The following is a 15,101-nucleotide window of genomic DNA, read 5'->3' on the forward strand; positions in this document are numbered from 1 at the left end:
GCCGAGGACATGACCGACAAGAAGTCCCCCCTGCACGACGAGCACGTCGCGCTGGGCGCGAACCTCACCGAGTTCGGCGGCTGGCTCATGCCGTTGCGCTACACCTCCGACCTGGCCGAGCACCGCGCCGTGCGCGAGGCGGCCGGCTTGTTCGACCTGTCCCACATGGGCGGGATCACGGTGACCGGCCCGGACGCCGGCGCCTTCCTCGACCACGCGCTCGTCGGCAGGCTGTCCGCCGTCGGCGTCATGCGGGCGCGCTACACGATGATCTGCGCCGAGGACGGGGGAGTGCTGGACGACCTGATCGTCTACCACAACGCGCCCGGGGAGTACTTCGTGGTCGCGAACGCCGCCAACGCCGACACCGTGCTCGTCGCGCTCCTGGAGCGTGCCGCCGGGTTCGACGTCGTCGTGCGGGACGTCTCCTCCGGGGGCGCGCTGATCGCCGTGCAGGGCCCGCGGGCGGAGGAGATCCTGCGGGACGTCCTCACCGAGGACGAGGAGATCTCGGGCGGGACCACGCTCGACGAGCTGCGGTACTACGCCTGCCTGGGCATGCGGTTCGGTGAGCACGCCGTGCTCGTCGCCCGCACGGGCTACACCGGCGAGGACGGCTTCGAGGTGTGGGTCGACCTGCCCGACGCGGTGCCGCTGTGGCGGGCGTTCCTGGCGGCGGGGGAGCCCCGCGGCCTCGTGCCCGCGGGACTCTCGGCACGCGACTCGCTGCGACTCGAGGCGGGCATGCCGCTGTACGGCCACGAGCTCGACACGACCACCACGCCGTTCGAGGCGGGACTCGGCCGCGTCGTCAAGCTCGACAAGGTGTCCGACGACGGCGCACCGCTGGAGTTCGTGGGCCGCGACGCGCTCGCCGCGCGCCGGGACAGCGCGCCGGCGCGGGTGCTGGTCGGCCTGCGCGGGGCCGGGCGTCGACCCGCCCGGGCGGGGTACGCCGTCGTGCAGCCCGGCGCCGACGGCGCTCCCGGGCCGCAGCTCGGCACCGTGACGTCCGGTGCGCCGTCGCCCACCCTCGGTGCGCCGATCGCCATGGCCTATGTGACGCCGGAGGTCTCCGCGGAGGGGACCGAGCTCGCCGTGGACGTGCGCGGACGGGCCGAGCCGTTCACCGTGGTGGCCCTGCCGTTCTACCGTCGCTCCTGAGCGGCACCGCAAACCCTGCACCCTGAGTTCCTGACAAGCCCGAGACGAGGAGCCCCGAGATGGCTGACTTCCCCGCGAACCTGCGTTACTCCGTCGAGCACGAGTGGATCGACGACGCGACACCCGCCACGGTGGGCGTGACCTCCGTGGCCGCCGACGCGCTCGGCGACGTGGTCTACCTGGAGCTGCCCGAGGTCGGGGCGACGATCGAGGCGGGCACCGTCGTCGGTGAGATCGAGTCGACGAAGTCCGTCTCGGAGCTGTACTCGCCGGTGTCGGGGACGGTCGTCGCGGTGAACGACGCCGCCGTGGACGACCCGGCGCTGGTGAACTCGGAGCCGTTCGGCGCGGGGTGGCTCTTCAAGGTGGACGTGACCGGTGAGGGTCAGCTCCTGAGCGCCGAGGAGTACGCCCAGCACGCGGGATGACGCGATCGAGGACCCCGAGGGTGCGGTTGTGACCAAACTGTGATGTAAGGTTCCCGATCCTCCGTGACCGCCATCCGCGCGGCTCTGACCTGCACGGACGCCGGAAAGCGGTGGCCGACACCCTCGGGCAGGAGCCCTCATGACGCCGTCCGGGTGCCACACGTCATGGTGACCCGCGTCATGAACCCCAGACTTCACCCTCTCACCACGTGACGGCAGATCCCCAGGGCTGACTGCATCGGTCGGCGGCCGTCACGGAGGAAGAGACATGAGCGCAATCGAGCTTGACCGGCCGCTGTACAACCCCGGTCTGACCCGCCGTGAGCAGGTCGTGCTGTCGAACCTGTCCGAGGACGTCACCCTCGAGCAGATCGCCACCCGCCTGTTCGTCACGCGGAACACCGTGAAGTCCCAGGTCCGCAGCGTCTACCGCAAGCTCGGGGTCTCGACCCGGGCCGACGCCGTCGCCTGGGCCCGCGAGGCGGGCTTTCGCGAGTTCTGAGCCGTGCACGCGCGAACCCTGCCACCACTCGGGGGATGTCGGTGGCAGGGTTCGCGACGTACGGCACGAGCACGCCCTCGGTGCCCGGCACCGGTCCAGGTGGCAGACTCGCCGCCATGACCCGTCGCCTCGTCGTCGCCGCCGCGATCGTCGACTCGCTCGAGCACCCCACCCGTCTGCTCGCCGCACGGCGCTCCCGCCCTGCCGAGATCGCCGGGCGCTGGGAGTTCCCCGGCGGCAAGGCCGAACCGGGGAGGAGCCCGTCGCAGCGCTGCACCGTGAGCTCGGTGAAGAGCTCGGCGTGACGGTGACCCTCGGCGACGAGCTGACCGGCCCCGACGACGGTGGCTGGGTCATCACCGACCGGCACGTGATGCGGCTCTGGTTCGCCCGGCTGGCGAGCGGGGAGCCCGAGCCCCTCGTGGAGCACGACGCGCTGCGCTGGCTCGACGTGTCGTCCCTGTGGGACGTCGACTGGCTCGACGGCGACGTCCGGATCGTCGAGGCCCTCGCCCCGCTGCTCACCGCCCCTGTGCGGTAGAGGCGCTCACCCGGGAGGTGGTGCCCAGCGCCGGGGAACAGCCCGTCGAGCTCGGTGTGGGAGAGCCCCTGTCGCGGCGGCGACCCGCCTGGCGAGTCGTCCTGCCGGCCCCGACACCCCCTCGACGAGGACGCGCCGCGGACGCGGGGGAGCGTCGGCGGAGGGCGGCATCCGCAGATCGTCGCCGGGCCCGACCCGGTGGGGGAGACTGGGCCGGTGCCTGTTCACGAGTACCCGGTCGAGGTGCTGCACCTGCTCGTCTCGCCAGAGCACGCCTACTTCGGGCGGCCGCGGGACGGTGCGGCGGACGTCCCGACGTCGGATCTCGACGAGGTGCAGGTGGTGGCGGGCAAGGGCGTCGTGGGGGACCGGTTCTTCGGCAAGGCCGCGCACATGGACGCGGCGGTGACCCTGTTCGCCGTCGAGGCGCTGGAGGAGATCGCCCGCGAGCTCGGGACCGGTGCGCTCGACCCGCTGCTGACGCGCCGCAACGTGGTGCTGCGGGGCGCGGAGCTCGGGCCGCTCGTGGGCGAGGACGTCGAGCTGCGAAGCGGGGACGACGTCGTGAGCCTGCGCGTGGGCCGGCCGGCGCACCCGTGCGCGTGGATGGACCGGGTGCTGGCTCCGGGCGCGCACCACGCGATGCGCGGGCGCGGGGGAGTGCGGTGCATGCCGGTGACCGACGGGGTGCTGCGCCGTGGTCCGGCCGTCCTGGTGAGCCCGGTCGAGCTGGACCCGACGCGTGCGGGGCTGGCTGTTCGACGGCCGCGTCTGCCGTAGGCGGGGACTAGTCTTGACCCCATGAGCGACTTCCAGGTGAACCCGGCCCCGCAGAACGACGCACCGGGAGCGATGCTCGGCCGCGTCATCGTCTCGTTCGTGCTGTTCGTCGCGGGCCTGGCCGGCATCGGCATCGGCGCCGTGGCCGACCCGTCGATCGCTCCCTATGTCTTCACGGGCGGGATCCTGGCGATCGGGCTGGCGTTCGGCCTCCCGATGATCGGTGCTTCCGAGCGCTGACCCGGAGCGAGCTGGCGAGTGCAGGGTCGGCGCGACGGGAGGGTGTGGAGCGCTGACCCGGAGCGAGCTGGCGAGTGCAGGGTCGGCGCGACCGGAGGGTGTGGAGCGCTGACCCGGAGCGAGCTGGCGAGTGCAGGGTCGGATCGGGCGACGGCGTCGTGGTGCTGGGGCCCGCCAGTAGATGACGGGCCCCAGGACCACTTCAGGCCTCGATCGCTGTGCGTTCCGGCGATCGGGCGTGGCTGACCTCGATACGGCGTGGCTTGGCCTCTTCGGCGACGGGGATGGTGAGGGTGAGGACGCCATCCGAGTAGACGGCCGAGATGTGGTCAAGGGCGAGTCCTCGCCCGAGTGCGACCTGGCGCGCGACGGTGCCGCTGGTTCGTTCACGCAGCAGCCATCGTCCCTCGCTGGAGCGCGGCGTACGTTCTGCCCGGATGGTCAGGGTGCGGTCCTCGCACGACACGTCGATGCTGCCGGGGTCGATGCCGGGGAGGTCGGCCGCGAGGACGAAGTGGTCGTCCTCGCGGAACAGGTCCATCGGCATGTCGGGAGCGTTGCGGGTGTTTGCCGCGAGCGTGCCCATCAGACGGTCCATCTCCTGGAACGGGTCCCAGTACGTAGCCATCGCGCATCACCTCCTCGATGTGGGCCGCAGAACCGCGGCCCTCTCCGCGAAGAGTGCGCCGGTCCTTCCGGCGTCACCTGGCTACGGACAAACTATTAGCACTCTAGAGGGGAGAGTGCCAGAGGGCGGTTGTTCGCTGTGAGCGAACAGGGGATCAGTGCTGGTCAGGCTGATCGAGGCGGTCCAGGAGGTCGACGGCGGCCCGCGTGTAGCCGCTGATCCAGCGGTCGTGGATGCGCTTGATCGGCAGGGGTGCGAGGGACAGGTGTCGTTCGCGGCCGACCTTTCGCCCGGTGACGAGCCCGGCCCTCTCGAGCACCCGCAGGTGCTGCAGCGCCGTGGTGCGGTCGAGCTCGGGGACGACGGCGGCGAGCTCGCCGGTGGTCCGGGGTGAGCCGCGCAGTGCGTCGAGCATGCGGCGTCGGGCCGGGGAGGCGAGGGCCTTGAAGACCGCGTCGTCGTCCTCGGCGGACGAGGGGGGAGCGCTGGACGAACTCATGTGATAAAAATACAACATGAATGACGCGCAGCAGCTCACGGAACTGACCTTCACGGTGTCCGGACGCATCGCTCGTCCGTGTCACCAGACCTACGAGGCGATCGCCGACCCCGATCAGCTCTCGCACTACTTCACGACCGGCGGTGCTCGGGGGCGGCTCGAACCGGGTGAGACCGTCACCTGGGACTTTGCCGACTTCCCGGGCAGGTTCCCCGTCACCGTGATCGAGGCGCACCCACCGCACCGCATCGTCATCGAGTGGGCGGGTGAGGCGACCGTCGGTGGCAGCCCCCGCACCCGCACCACGTTCGAGCTCGAACCGCTCGACGACGGCGCCGGCACGCTCGTGACGATCACCGAGTCCGCCTGGGCAGTCACCCCCGACGGGGCACGCAACGCCTTCGGCAACTGCGAGGGGTGGACGGGGATGCTGGCGGCGCTCAAGGCCTGGGTGGAACACGGCATCAACCTGCGGGACGGCTTCTACGTCGACCGCAACGCCGGCTGAGGTCTTTCCGGACGCACGACGCACGACGCACGACGACGTTGCGTGTTGCGTGTTGCGCGGGCGCTCGGCGGCTGCTCGCCCGCGTGCGCGAGCGGGGGTGCGAGTGGGGCCCAGGGTTGCGGATCAATGTCTCGAGAGTGCCCGATTCCCTGGACTCGTGACCGACAGGCGCACGAGAATCCCGCTGAGCGTGAACTTCACGCTCAGCGGGACTGCGACCCGCTCGCGTGGAGGGAGTCCGTGAGAGCGGACACCCTCCACAAAGACCTCCCGTGCCCGCAGCCGTCGGGCGGACTGGCCGGGGCCGAGGTGCCCGCTCCCGCCGGAACGGGAACGGGCATCCGGCACCGCCGAGCGGGCACCCGCGGGCTCGACCGGGGACGCCGCGATCAGAGCGTCGCGCGGGCCGCCTTCGCGGCCGCGACCAGGTTCTCCAGCGACGGCACGGTCTCGTCGTAGCGGCGCGTCTTCAGCCCGCAGTCCGGGTTGACCCACACGACCCTCGGGTCGATGGACTTCACCGCGAGCTGGAGCAGCTCGGTGACCTCCTCGGTCGACGGCACGCGGGGGGAGTGGATGTCGTACACGCCCGGTCCGATCCCGCGCGCGTACCCGGCGTCGTGCAGCTCCGGGACGATCTCCATGCGCGAGCGCGCCGCCTCGACGGAGGTGACGTCGGCGTCGAGGCCGTCGATCGCGCCGATGACCTCGCCGAACTCCGAGTAGCACAGGTGCGTGTGGATCTGCGTGGCCGGCACGACGCCGGACGTCGCGAGCCGGAAGGACCCCACCGACCAGTCGAGGTAGGCCCCCTGGTCCGCCCTGCGCAGGGGCAGGAGCTCGCGCAGCGCGGGCTCGTCGACCTGCACGATCCCGATCCCGGCGGCCTCCAGGTCGGCGATCTCGTCGCGCAGCGCGAGCCCGACCTGGTTGGCGGTGTCGCCGAGGGGCTGGTCGTCCCGCACGAACGACCACGCCAGGATCGTCACCGGACCGGTGAGCATGCCCTTGACGGGCTTGTCGGTGAGCGAGGCCGTGTAGGCCGACCACTCGACGGTGATCGGCGCGGGCCGCGAGACGTCGCCCCACAGGATCGGCGGGCGCACGCAGCGCGACCCGTAGGACTGCACCCAGCCGTTCGCGGTGACGGCGAACCCGTCGAGGTGCTCGGCGAAGTACTGCACCATGTCGTTGCGCTCCGGCTCGCCGTGCACGAGCACGTCGATGCCGAGGTCCTCCTGGAGCTTCACGACCCGGGCGACCTCCTCGCGCATCGCGGCCGTGTAGTCGGCGTCGGCGAGCTCGCCCTTGGTCCACTGCGCGCGTGCCCGGCGGATCTCCGGGGTCTGCGGGAACGACCCGATGGTCGTGGTCGGCAGGGGCGGCAGGTTCAGACGCTCGGCCTGCGCGGCGGCGCGCTCGGCGTACGGGCCGCGGGCGAAGTCGCCGGCGGTGAGGGCGGCGGCACGCTCGCGCACGGCCGGGACGACGACGCCCTCGGCGGTGGCGCGGGAGGCCACGGCGGCCGACGACGCGGCGAGCGCGTCGCCGACGGCCTCCCGGCCCTCGGCCAGACCCTGGGCCAGGGTGGCGACCTCGACGACCTTCTGGTCGGCGAAGGCGAGCCAGTCGCGCAGGCGCGGGTCCAGCACCGTGCCCGGCGTCTCGGGCCCGCCGAAGACCTCGTCCTCGACGTCGTGCGGGACGTGCAGCAGGGACGTCGAGGTACCGACGGCGAGCGCGGCGGCCCCGAGCCCGGCGAGCGAGTCGACGACGTCGAGCTTGGCGGCGAGGTCGGCGCGCCAGATGTTGTGGCCGTCGATCACCCCGGCGACCAGCGTCTTCGTCGCGAGCCCGGGGACCGGGCCGGTCGGCAGGCCGCCCTTGACGAGGTCCACGGCGACCGCCTCGACGTCGGTGCCGGCGAGCAGGGCGAGACCGTCGCGGGCGGGGCCGCCGTCGATCCCGGCGCCACGCAGGTCGCCGAACGGTGCGGCGACGAGGAGGGCGGGCCGGGCGTCCGACGCCGCGGCGGCGCCGACGCGCAGCTGGGAGCCGAGCACGTCGTACGCGCTGCGCACCGCGGCCGACAGCTCGTCGAACGAGGCGTCCACCGAGTCGGTGACCAGGGCGGGCTCGTCGAGCTGGACCCACGGCGCACCGGCCGTGGCGAGCGCGCGCAGCAGGTCGGCGTAGGCGGCGACGACGTCGTCCAGACGGTCCAGCGGACGGAACCCCTCGGGGGCGCCGTCGGCAGCCTTCGACAGGGCGAGGAAGGTCACCGGCCCGACGACGACGGGACGGGTGACGACACCCGCCTCGCGGGCCTCGACGAACTCGCGGACGAGGCGGTCGTCGACGAACGAGATCGGGGTGTCGGGTCCGATCTCCGGCACGAGGTAGTGGTAGTTCGTGTCGAACCACTTGGTCATCTCGAGCGGCGCGTCCTCCCCGGCGCCGCGGGCGACGGTGAAGTAGCCGGCGAGGTCGAGCCTGCCAGCGTCGTCGGTCAGCGGCGCGAAGCGGGCCGGGACCGCGCCGAGCGTGGCGACGACGTCGAGCACCTGGTCGTAGAACGAGAACGAGCCGGGCACGGAGCCGTCGGTCGCGTCGAGCCCGAGCTCGACCAGGCGCGAGACGGTGGCGAGCCGCAGGTCACGGGCGGTCGCCTCGAGCTCGTCGGTCGTGGTGCGACCGGCCCAGCAGGCCTCGACGGCACGCTTGAGCTCGCGGCGACGCCCGATGCGGGGGTAGCCGAGGACGGTGCCGCCGGTGAACGCCGGGGCAGGGGTGGGTACGGCGGAAGCGGGGGTGGCGGAGGTGGACATGAGCATTCCTCTCGGGTTCGTGTCCCGGGGTCGACGACGCGACCCGTGACCCCTGCGGGGGCGGGTGGCGCCGAGTGGTCGTCGCGGGGCAGCGCCCCTAGACGGCCGTCGGGACGTCGGTCGGGATGCCCGGCACCAGCGGCCTTCTGGCCAGGTCGGGGACGACGGGCCCGTCGGCGGGCCCCGCCGTCCGACCGCCGAGGTGGACACCCTCGAGCAGGTCCAGAGCGGGTCGGTACTTGTTGAACGTGTACACGTGCAGGCCGGGTGCACCGGCGTCGAGCACGCGCTGGGCGAGCTCCACACCGTGCGCGGTGCCGTAGGCGTGCTGCGCCTCCGGGTCCGGCAGGGCGTCGAGCGCCTCCAGCAGGTGCGCTGGCGGGACGACGCCGGTGAGCTCCTCGACGCGACGGAGCCGGCGAGGCTCGGTCGTGGGTATCAACCCGGCGAGGATCGGGATCGTCACCCCGGCCGCGCGGGCCTCGGTGACGAAGTCGGTGTACGAGGAGGCCTCGTAGAACAGCTGGGTGATCGCGAAGGAGGCGCCGGCCTGCTGCTTCTCCAGCAGCCGCGCGACCTCCTGGGTGCGGGTGGTGCCCGCCTGGACGTTGCCGTCGACGAACGTCGCGACCCCGACGGTGAGCGGGCGGGCGGCGCCGCGCATCGCGGCCGCCGGGTCGGCGGCGCAGCGGCGTGCCTCCACCTCTCGCAGCAGGGCGATGAGCTCCATCGAGGAGTGGACGCCGTCGTCGGGCGGGCACCAGTCGGGCTGGTCCTTCGGGGGGTCGCCCCGCAGGGCGAGGATGCTGCGCACCCCGGCGTCGAGGAACCCCTCGACGACGGCCGACACGTCCTCGCGGGACGCTCCGACGCAGGTCAGGTGGGCGATCGGCAGCACGGAGGTGCCCCCCAGGAGGGTGGAGACCACCTGGCGGGCGGTGTCGCGGTCACCGCCGCCCGCGCCGTAGGTGACGGACACGAAGTCGGGGCGCGCCTCGACCAGACGGCGAGCCGTCTCCCAGAACTTGGGCGCGGCGTCGGGCCGTCGCGGCGGCATGAGCTCGAAGCTCACCGTCGGACGGTACGGCTGGACAATTGCCTCTGCGACCATGCGTCACTCCATCGAGCCTGGATTGAGCACCTTCGTCCTCGGGAGGCTTCCGTCGGAGAACGGGTTGCTGCGGCGTCGTCGAGCCAGGACTCTCGGCCGCTCTGGATGGCTTGCCGTCGACTCTAGAGGGTGACCGAGGTGCGGACAAGCCGGACCACATGATGAGACCTGGGCGGGCTGAGCCGGCTCCCCCTACTCGAGGTCCTGCGCGGCGTCGTCGTGGTGGGGGAGGCAGAGGTCGGGTCTGGCCGCGTGCAGGACGAGTTCGCAGATCTCCCGCAGCTGGTGTACCTGGGCTGCCGTCAGGTTGTCGAAGACCAGGCGCTGGACCTCCTCGACGTGCCCGGGGGCCGACTCGACGACCTTGACCCACCCGGCATCGGTCAGCGAGGCCAGGGTGGCGCGTCCGTCGTCCGGGTCCGGGGTGCGGAGCACCCACCCCCGCTTCTCCAGGCGCGCCACGATCCGGGACAGGTGCGACAGCGAGGCGTTCGCGAGCGCGGCGATCTCGCTCATGCGTCGGGATCGACGGGGGTGCATCGAGATCCATGACAGCACCCGGTACTCGACGTGGCTGAGGTCCGCGTCGCGACGCAGCTGGGTGTCGAGCGCGTCGGGCAGCCAGGTGCTGGCGGCGACGAACGCGATCCAGGCGTCCCGCTGTTCCGCGCTGAGCCAGCGCGTCTCGCTGCGATCCTCCATGCGGCGACTGTACTTGACGCAGCAAGTAAGAGAGGAGAGGATAGTTGATGCGGAAATAGAATCCCTCCCGCCCCCCACCGCACCAGCAGAAGGACTCGTATGGACATCGCCCTGTGGATCGCCCAGGTCTTGCTCGCCCTCGTCTTCCTCGCCGCCGGAACCAAGAAGGCCGCCTCGTCGAAGGAGAAGCTCGAGGAGTCGCTGCCCTGGACGGCGAACGTGCCCCGCGAGGGGGTGCGCCTCCTCGGGATCGCCGAGATCCTCGGTGCGCTCGGTCTGATCCTGCCCGCCGCCACCGGGATCCTTCCCGTCCTGACGCCGATCGCCGCCGTCGCCCTCGCCGTGGTCATGGTGCTCGCCGCCGTCTTCCACGCACGACGCCAGGAGTCGAAGTCGGTCGTCGTCAACGTCGTCCTGATGCTCATGGCCGTCTTCGTCGCCTGGGGTTGGTTCGGGCCCTACGCGTTCTGAGCGGCGGCCCGCACGCCGGAACCGTGGATCCGGTCCCGACCGGCGCGCGGGCATAGGCTGGCGACCATGGATACCGAAGAGCGCCTCGCCGTCTTCCTCGACTACGAGAACCTGGCGCTCGGCGCCCGGGAGCACCTGGGCGGGATGCAGTTCGACTTCCAGCCGATCGCCGACGCCCTCGCGGTGCGCGGCCGGATCGTCACGCGCCGCGCCTACGCGGACTGGTCGTACTTCGACGAGGACCGCCGCATGCTCACCCGTCACCAGGTCGAGCTCATCGAGATGCCGCAGCGCATGGGCGCCTCCCGCAAGAACGCCGCCGACATCAAGATGGTCGTGGACGCGATCGAGATGGCGTTCGAGCGGGACTACGTGACGACGTTCGTCATGTGCACCGGCGACTCCGACTTCTCCCCGCTGGTCAACAAGCTCCGCGAGCTGGACAAGCGCGTCATCGGCATCGGCGTCGAGAACTCCACCTCCCGGCTGCTGCCGTCCGCCTGCGACGAGTTCATCTTCTACGACCGCCTCGAGGGCGTGGACGTGCCCGACGAGTCCGAGCGCAAGCCGTCGCGCAAGGGCTCCTCGCGTCGCTCGACGTCGTCCGGTGCAGCGTCCACCTCCGGGACGACGTCGAGCCGCAGCAGCCGCGCGAAGGCCGCCGCCGCGACGCTCACGACCGCCCAGGCCGCCACGGCCGAGACCGTCGCCGAGGACCAGGCGACGGCCGACGACGCGGCTGCCGCGCCGTCGTCGGGCCCCCGCAGCCGCCGCAAGAAGGCCGCCCCCGCGCCCGAACCGGAACAGCAGACCGCGTCCTCCGCGCCGGAGCACGACGAGGACGACGACGCCCCCGCCGGCGAGCCGGCGACCATGGAGGTCAAGGTCGCCCAGACCCTCGCCGGCCTGCAGGCCTCCTCCTCCGGGTCGGTCACCGCGTCCCAGCTCAAGCGCACCCTCGTGCGCAAGGAGCCCACCTTCTCCGAGTCCGACTACGGGTTCCGCACGTTCACGGAGTTCCTGCGCTACCTCGCCGACCGCGACGTCGTCGTCCTCAGCGACGGCCCCTCCACCGGCGACCCCGCCGTGGAGCTCCCCGAGCAGCCCGACGGCGACCGCGCCTTCGACCTGCTGCGCACGGTCATCGCGGACGAGGGCGGGTCCACCCAGCTCTCCGGGCTCAAGAACCACCTGCGCAAGCGGCGCCCCGACTTCTCCGAGAAGGCGCTCGGCTACCGCGGGTTCCTGCAGTTCTGCAAGGGCGCCGAGGCGGCCGGCGCGGTGAACCTCGCCTGGGACGACGACGCCGACGACTACCTCGTGACGCTCGGCTCCGAGGGGTAGACGCGCCCACGGGGCACAATGGTGCGGTGACCTACCGTGTGCTCAAGCTCCTGTGCTCGCTCCTGGTGGCCGTGTTCCTGCGACCCCGGGTGACAGGACTTCACCACATCCCGCGTCGCGGACCCGTCATCATCGCGAGCAACCACCTGTCGTTCATCGACTCGATCATCCTGCCGCTCGTGGTGCCGCGGCACGTCACGTTCATCGCCAAGGCGGAGTACTGGACGGGTCGCGGCATCAAGGGGCGCATCTCGCGGTGGTTCTTCACCACGATGGGACACATCCCCGTGGACCGCACCGACCCCCGCGCCGGGCAGCGCTCCCTGGAGGACGCGCTCGCCGTGCTGCAGCGCGGCGGCGCGTTCGGGATCTACCCCGAGGGCACCCGCTCGCGCGACGGACGCCTCCAGAAGGGGCACACGGGCGTCGCCTGGCTGGCGCTCGCCGGTGCGACGCCGGTGGTGCCGGTCGCGCTGCGCGGCACCGACAAGGTGCAGCCGGTCGGCAAGCTGCCGCGGCCGATCCGCGGCATCCAGGTCTCCTTCGGCCCGCCCATCGACCCCTCCCGGCAGATCGAGGCCGGGACCCGACCGGCCCTCGCGCGCCGCGAGCTCACCGACGAGGTCATGGCTTCCATCGGCGCGATGAGCGGCCAGGAGCTCGCCGCCTGACTCGGCACACCCACCGACGACGAGGGGCGACGCCCGCGATGGCGCACGACCGAACCCTGTGGACGTGCGGTGCCGCTTCGCCCCTGCCGGCGCCGGTCGCTGCAGCCTGTCTCCCGGCGATCCTGCTCACGCGGTGGTGACCGGCGTGGGAGAGGAGAGCTCGAGCGTCACGTCCGGGCCAGCGCTCCTGCCCGCACCAGGCCTCGTGCACGTGTGGTGGGTGCCGACGAGCGCGGTCGCGCAGGTCGACCGGGGGATCCTCTCCGCCTCCGAGCGGGAGCGCGAGTCCCGGCTCCTGAGGGCCGCGGACCGGGACCGGTTCGTCGTCGGAGCCGCGCTGGTCCGGCGCCTGGCGGGACTACTCAGCGGCACCGCTCCCGGGCGGGCGGTCGTCGAGCGTCGCTGCCGCCACTGCGACGGCGACCACGGGCCGCCCCGGCTCCCCGGCGTCGAGATCTCGGTGACCCACGCCGGCGGGTGGGTCGGGCTGGCGTGCGCCCGCGACGGTCTGGTCGGCCTGGACGTCGAGGAGCCGGGTCGTGACCTCACGGAGCTGGCGGGCACCGTGCTGGCGCCCGACGAGTCCTGCACCACCGACGACCTGACGACGCGGTGGACGCGCAAGGAGGCGGTGCTCAAGGCGACCGGGCTCGGCCTGACGATCGACCCCCGCGCCGTCGTCGTCGAGGAGCTCGGTTCAGGACCACGTGTCGTGCGGTTCGACCGATGGCCCGACCCTCACCGGTGGACGCTGCACGCCCTGGAGGGCCCTGCGGGCTATCCCGCCTCCCTGGCGACCTGGTCGCAGGTGCCGACCCGCGTGATCGAGCGGTGGTGTGCCCAGGTCGGCGAAACCGGCCCAGGGGACCCACGAGCTCGTCGCTAGGGGCGACGGCCCGGGTCGGCGTTGTCGAGGACGCCAGGGATGCGAGCCAGGTGCTCGCCGAGAGCGTCACCGTCGGGCCCGCGCACCACCGGCACGTCGTGCGCCAGGAGACCGTCGAGCTGGTCGTGCGCCACGGGCTGCGCGCCCCGCCCCACCTGGCGGATCGCGACCGCCCGCACCCGGTCCGGCCAACGCTCCACCGCGTTCGCGTAGATCTCCGGGTCGAGCTGCCCGTCGTCGCCCACCAGCAGCCACCGCACCTGCGGGAACCGTGACATGAGCAGGTCGAGGCTGGACCCCTTGTGCTGCGGGCCGCTGCGGAACCAGCCGGTCAGCGTCGGCCCCCAGTCCGTCAGCAGCAGCGGCCCGGACGGGTAGCGGTGGCGCGACAGGAACTCCCGCAACGCTCCGGTGGTGTTCCAGGCACCGTTCGACAGGTACACGACCACGGCCTCCGGATGGGAGTCCCGCAGCCGCCGGTACAGCTCCGGCATCCCCGGCACCGGCTGACGTGAGGTGCCGTGGCGCACGAACGTGTTCCAGGTCGCGAGGAACGGCCGGGGGACGGCGGTGACGAGCGTCGTGTCGTCGACGTCGCTGATCACGCCGAACCGCGTCGTCGGGCCCACCACGAGCAGCGGCGCCACGGCCCGCTCGCCGACGACGTCCCGCACCGGGTCGCGCGGCTCGATCGTGACCTCCTGCCAGCCGGGCTCCAGGTGCTGACCCTGTTCCAGGTGCACCTCGACGTCGACGTAGCCGGAACGGTCCGTGACGACCTCCACCCTGCGGCCCGCGAGGTGCAGCCGCACGTCGTTCTGCGGTGCCGGCACCGTGAGGAAGTGGCGGAACCCCCGGCGTGCGGCGCGGCGGTCGTCACGCAGGGCCGCCTGCGGCGGCGCCAGGAGCACGCGGGCCAGGACGCGCACCTTGTCCGGGCTGCCGAGGCCGGTGAACGGCTGGACCCGGGGGCGCCAGCCGAGGCGGCGCAGCACCCCGCCGAGGACGTCGTAGATCTTGTCCTCCACGACCGCCGCCAGGTGCGGGCGCTGGGACGGGTGCGGTGTCAGCGTGGCGCTCGGGCCGCCCCCGGGCACCGGCGCGCCCTGCGCGCCCTGCGCACCCTGCGGATCTTGCGGATCTGTCACATCAGCCCCCAGAAGCCATCCATGCCGCCATTCGACCAGAACGTCCGAGATCGTGCGCGGCGCACCTCGATCACCGGTGCCACCGGCTCCCGTCCGTCGCCCGCCCGTCTCCCGTCCGTCGCCCGCCCGGTGCGGACCCGGTGCAGACCAGCCGCGGACCAGGTGCGGTCCGTGGGACCCGGTGCGACGATCGCCGACATGGACCTCACCGAGCTCACCAAGCCCACCTCGACGTCGATCCCGCAGACCATCGGCCGTGTCGCGCTCGGCCTGGCGCTCGCAGGCGCCGGGATCACGCACCTGACGGTGGCGCGCGAGGAGTTCCGGGCGCAGGTGCCGTCGTGGTTCCCGATCGACGAGGACGTCACGGTGCTCGCCTCCGGCGTGGTCGAGATCGTCATCGGCGGTTCGCTCGTGGCGCTGTCGCGCTGGAAGGTCGCCGTCGGGCTGATCGCCGCGGCGTTCTTCGTGGTGATCTTCCCGGGCAACGTCGCGCAGTGGTTGGAGCACCAGGACGGGTTCGGCCTCGACACGGACGCCAAGCGCCTGGCCCGGCTGCCGTTCCAGGCGGTCCTGGTGGCCCTCGCCCTGTGGTCCACCGGCGCGTGGTCGGCGACCCGTCGGGCGCTGGACAAGGACTGACGCCGGCC

17 protein-coding genes, 1 pseudogene and 1 riboswitch are annotated in these 15,101 nt (G+C 72.5%); of the genes and pseudogenes, 12 read left to right on the forward strand and 6 right to left on the reverse strand.

Features of this window, described 5'->3' with window-relative positions:
* Positions 1-9 precede the first annotated feature (9 nt).
* The 6 genes and pseudogenes from gcvT to ACNHYB_RS11625 all read left to right on the forward strand — a co-directional run bounded on the left by gcvT (position 10) and on the right by ACNHYB_RS11625 (position 3,655).
* Positions 10-1,164 (forward strand): glycine cleavage system aminomethyltransferase GcvT, encoded by a 1,155-nt coding sequence (gene gcvT, locus ACNHYB_RS11600; protein ID WP_418275496.1) that lies wholly within the window; start codon positions 10-12, stop codon positions 1,162-1,164.
* 59 nt (positions 1,165-1,223) lie between these two features.
* Positions 1,224-1,592, forward strand: coding sequence for a glycine cleavage system protein GcvH (gcvH, locus tag ACNHYB_RS11605; protein WP_418275497.1), 369 nt, complete (start codon positions 1,224-1,226; stop codon positions 1,590-1,592).
* Positions 1,593-1,860: 268 nt separating this feature from the next.
* Entirely contained in the window at positions 1,861-2,094 is a 234-nt protein-coding gene (locus ACNHYB_RS11610) for a helix-turn-helix domain-containing protein (RefSeq protein WP_418275498.1), read from the forward strand.
* 116 nt (positions 2,095-2,210) lie between these two features.
* Positions 2,211-2,635, forward strand: a pseudogene (locus ACNHYB_RS11615) ((deoxy)nucleoside triphosphate pyrophosphohydrolase).
* A 216-nt stretch (positions 2,636-2,851) separates the two neighbouring features.
* The gene (locus ACNHYB_RS11620) at positions 2,852-3,415 is read left to right on the forward strand and encodes an MOSC domain-containing protein (RefSeq protein ID WP_418275499.1); all 564 of its coding nucleotides are present in this window, start codon (positions 2,852-2,854) and stop codon (positions 3,413-3,415) included.
* A gap of 21 nt (positions 3,416-3,436) precedes the next feature.
* Entirely contained in the window at positions 3,437-3,655 is a 219-nt protein-coding gene (locus ACNHYB_RS11625; RefSeq protein ID WP_418275500.1) for a hypothetical protein, read from the forward strand.
* 202 nt (positions 3,656-3,857) lie between these two features.
* On the opposite strand, the gene ACNHYB_RS11630 is transcribed toward ACNHYB_RS11625, so the two are convergent.
* Complete coding sequence (locus ACNHYB_RS11630; RefSeq protein WP_418275501.1) at positions 3,858-4,283, reverse strand: Hsp20/alpha crystallin family protein; 426 nt, start codon at positions 4,281-4,283, stop codon at positions 3,858-3,860.
* A 154-nt stretch (positions 4,284-4,437) separates the two neighbouring features.
* Positions 4,438-4,782, reverse strand: coding sequence for an ArsR/SmtB family transcription factor (locus ACNHYB_RS11635; protein ID WP_418275502.1), 345 nt, complete (start codon positions 4,780-4,782; stop codon positions 4,438-4,440).
* A gap of 16 nt (positions 4,783-4,798) precedes the next feature.
* Between ACNHYB_RS11635 and ACNHYB_RS11640 the strand changes: the two genes are divergently transcribed.
* Positions 4,799-5,290 carry an SRPBCC family protein gene (locus ACNHYB_RS11640; RefSeq protein ID WP_418275503.1) on the forward strand — a complete coding sequence of 164 codons (492 nt, stop codon included), beginning with the start codon at positions 4,799-4,801 and terminating at the stop codon, positions 5,288-5,290.
* Positions 5,291-5,679: 389 nt separating this feature from the next.
* Here ACNHYB_RS11640 and metE read toward each other — a convergent pair whose 3' ends face one another.
* The 3 genes from metE to ACNHYB_RS11655 all read right to left on the reverse strand — a co-directional run bounded on the left by metE (position 5,680) and on the right by ACNHYB_RS11655 (position 9,931).
* Positions 5,680-8,118, reverse strand: coding sequence for a 5-methyltetrahydropteroyltriglutamate--homocysteine S-methyltransferase (gene metE / locus ACNHYB_RS11645; protein WP_418275504.1), 2,439 nt, complete (start codon positions 8,116-8,118; stop codon positions 5,680-5,682).
* A gap of 97 nt (positions 8,119-8,215) precedes the next feature.
* Entirely contained in the window at positions 8,216-9,190 is a 975-nt protein-coding gene (locus ACNHYB_RS11650) for a methylenetetrahydrofolate reductase (RefSeq protein ID WP_418275505.1), read from the reverse strand.
* Between the two features lie 44 nt (positions 9,191-9,234).
* A riboswitch (SAM riboswitch) is annotated at positions 9,235-9,341 on the reverse strand.
* Positions 9,342-9,421: 80 nt separating this feature from the next.
* A complete protein-coding gene (locus ACNHYB_RS11655) occupies positions 9,422-9,931 on the reverse strand; it encodes a MarR family winged helix-turn-helix transcriptional regulator (protein ID WP_418275506.1) in 510 nt (169 codons plus the stop codon).
* Between the two features lie 99 nt (positions 9,932-10,030).
* On the opposite strand from ACNHYB_RS11655, the gene ACNHYB_RS11660 reads away from it, so the two are divergent.
* From ACNHYB_RS11660 to ACNHYB_RS11675, 4 genes are all read left to right on the forward strand, one after another.
* Positions 10,031-10,402, forward strand: a complete 372-nt coding sequence (locus ACNHYB_RS11660) for a DoxX family protein (protein ID WP_418275507.1) — start codon at positions 10,031-10,033, stop codon at positions 10,400-10,402.
* 66 nt (positions 10,403-10,468) lie between these two features.
* Positions 10,469-11,746, forward strand: coding sequence for an NYN domain-containing protein (locus tag ACNHYB_RS11665; RefSeq protein WP_418275508.1), 1,278 nt, complete (start codon positions 10,469-10,471; stop codon positions 11,744-11,746).
* Positions 11,747-11,772: 26 nt separating this feature from the next.
* On the forward strand, positions 11,773-12,417 hold the full coding sequence (locus ACNHYB_RS11670; RefSeq protein ID WP_418275509.1) for a lysophospholipid acyltransferase family protein: 645 nt from the start codon (positions 11,773-11,775) through the stop codon (positions 12,415-12,417).
* Positions 12,418-12,562: 145 nt separating this feature from the next.
* The gene (locus ACNHYB_RS11675; protein ID WP_418275510.1) at positions 12,563-13,303 is read left to right on the forward strand and encodes a 4'-phosphopantetheinyl transferase family protein; all 741 of its coding nucleotides are present in this window, start codon (positions 12,563-12,565) and stop codon (positions 13,301-13,303) included.
* Here ACNHYB_RS11675 and ACNHYB_RS11680 read toward each other — a convergent pair.
* Positions 13,300-14,451, reverse strand: coding sequence for an App1 family protein (locus ACNHYB_RS11680; RefSeq protein WP_418275511.1), 1,152 nt, complete (start codon positions 14,449-14,451; stop codon positions 13,300-13,302). The genes ACNHYB_RS11675 and ACNHYB_RS11680 overlap by 4 nt on opposite strands.
* Positions 14,452-14,649: 198 nt before the next feature.
* Between ACNHYB_RS11680 and ACNHYB_RS11685 the strand changes: the two genes are divergently transcribed.
* On the forward strand, positions 14,650-15,093 hold the full coding sequence (locus ACNHYB_RS11685) for a hypothetical protein (protein WP_418278036.1): 444 nt from the start codon (positions 14,650-14,652) through the stop codon (positions 15,091-15,093).
* The last annotated feature ends 8 nt before the right edge of the window (positions 15,094-15,101 follow it).

The organism is Isoptericola jiangsuensis (assembly GCF_048320105.1).
GTDB lineage: Bacteria > Actinomycetota > Actinomycetes > Actinomycetales > Cellulomonadaceae > Isoptericola > Isoptericola jiangsuensis_A.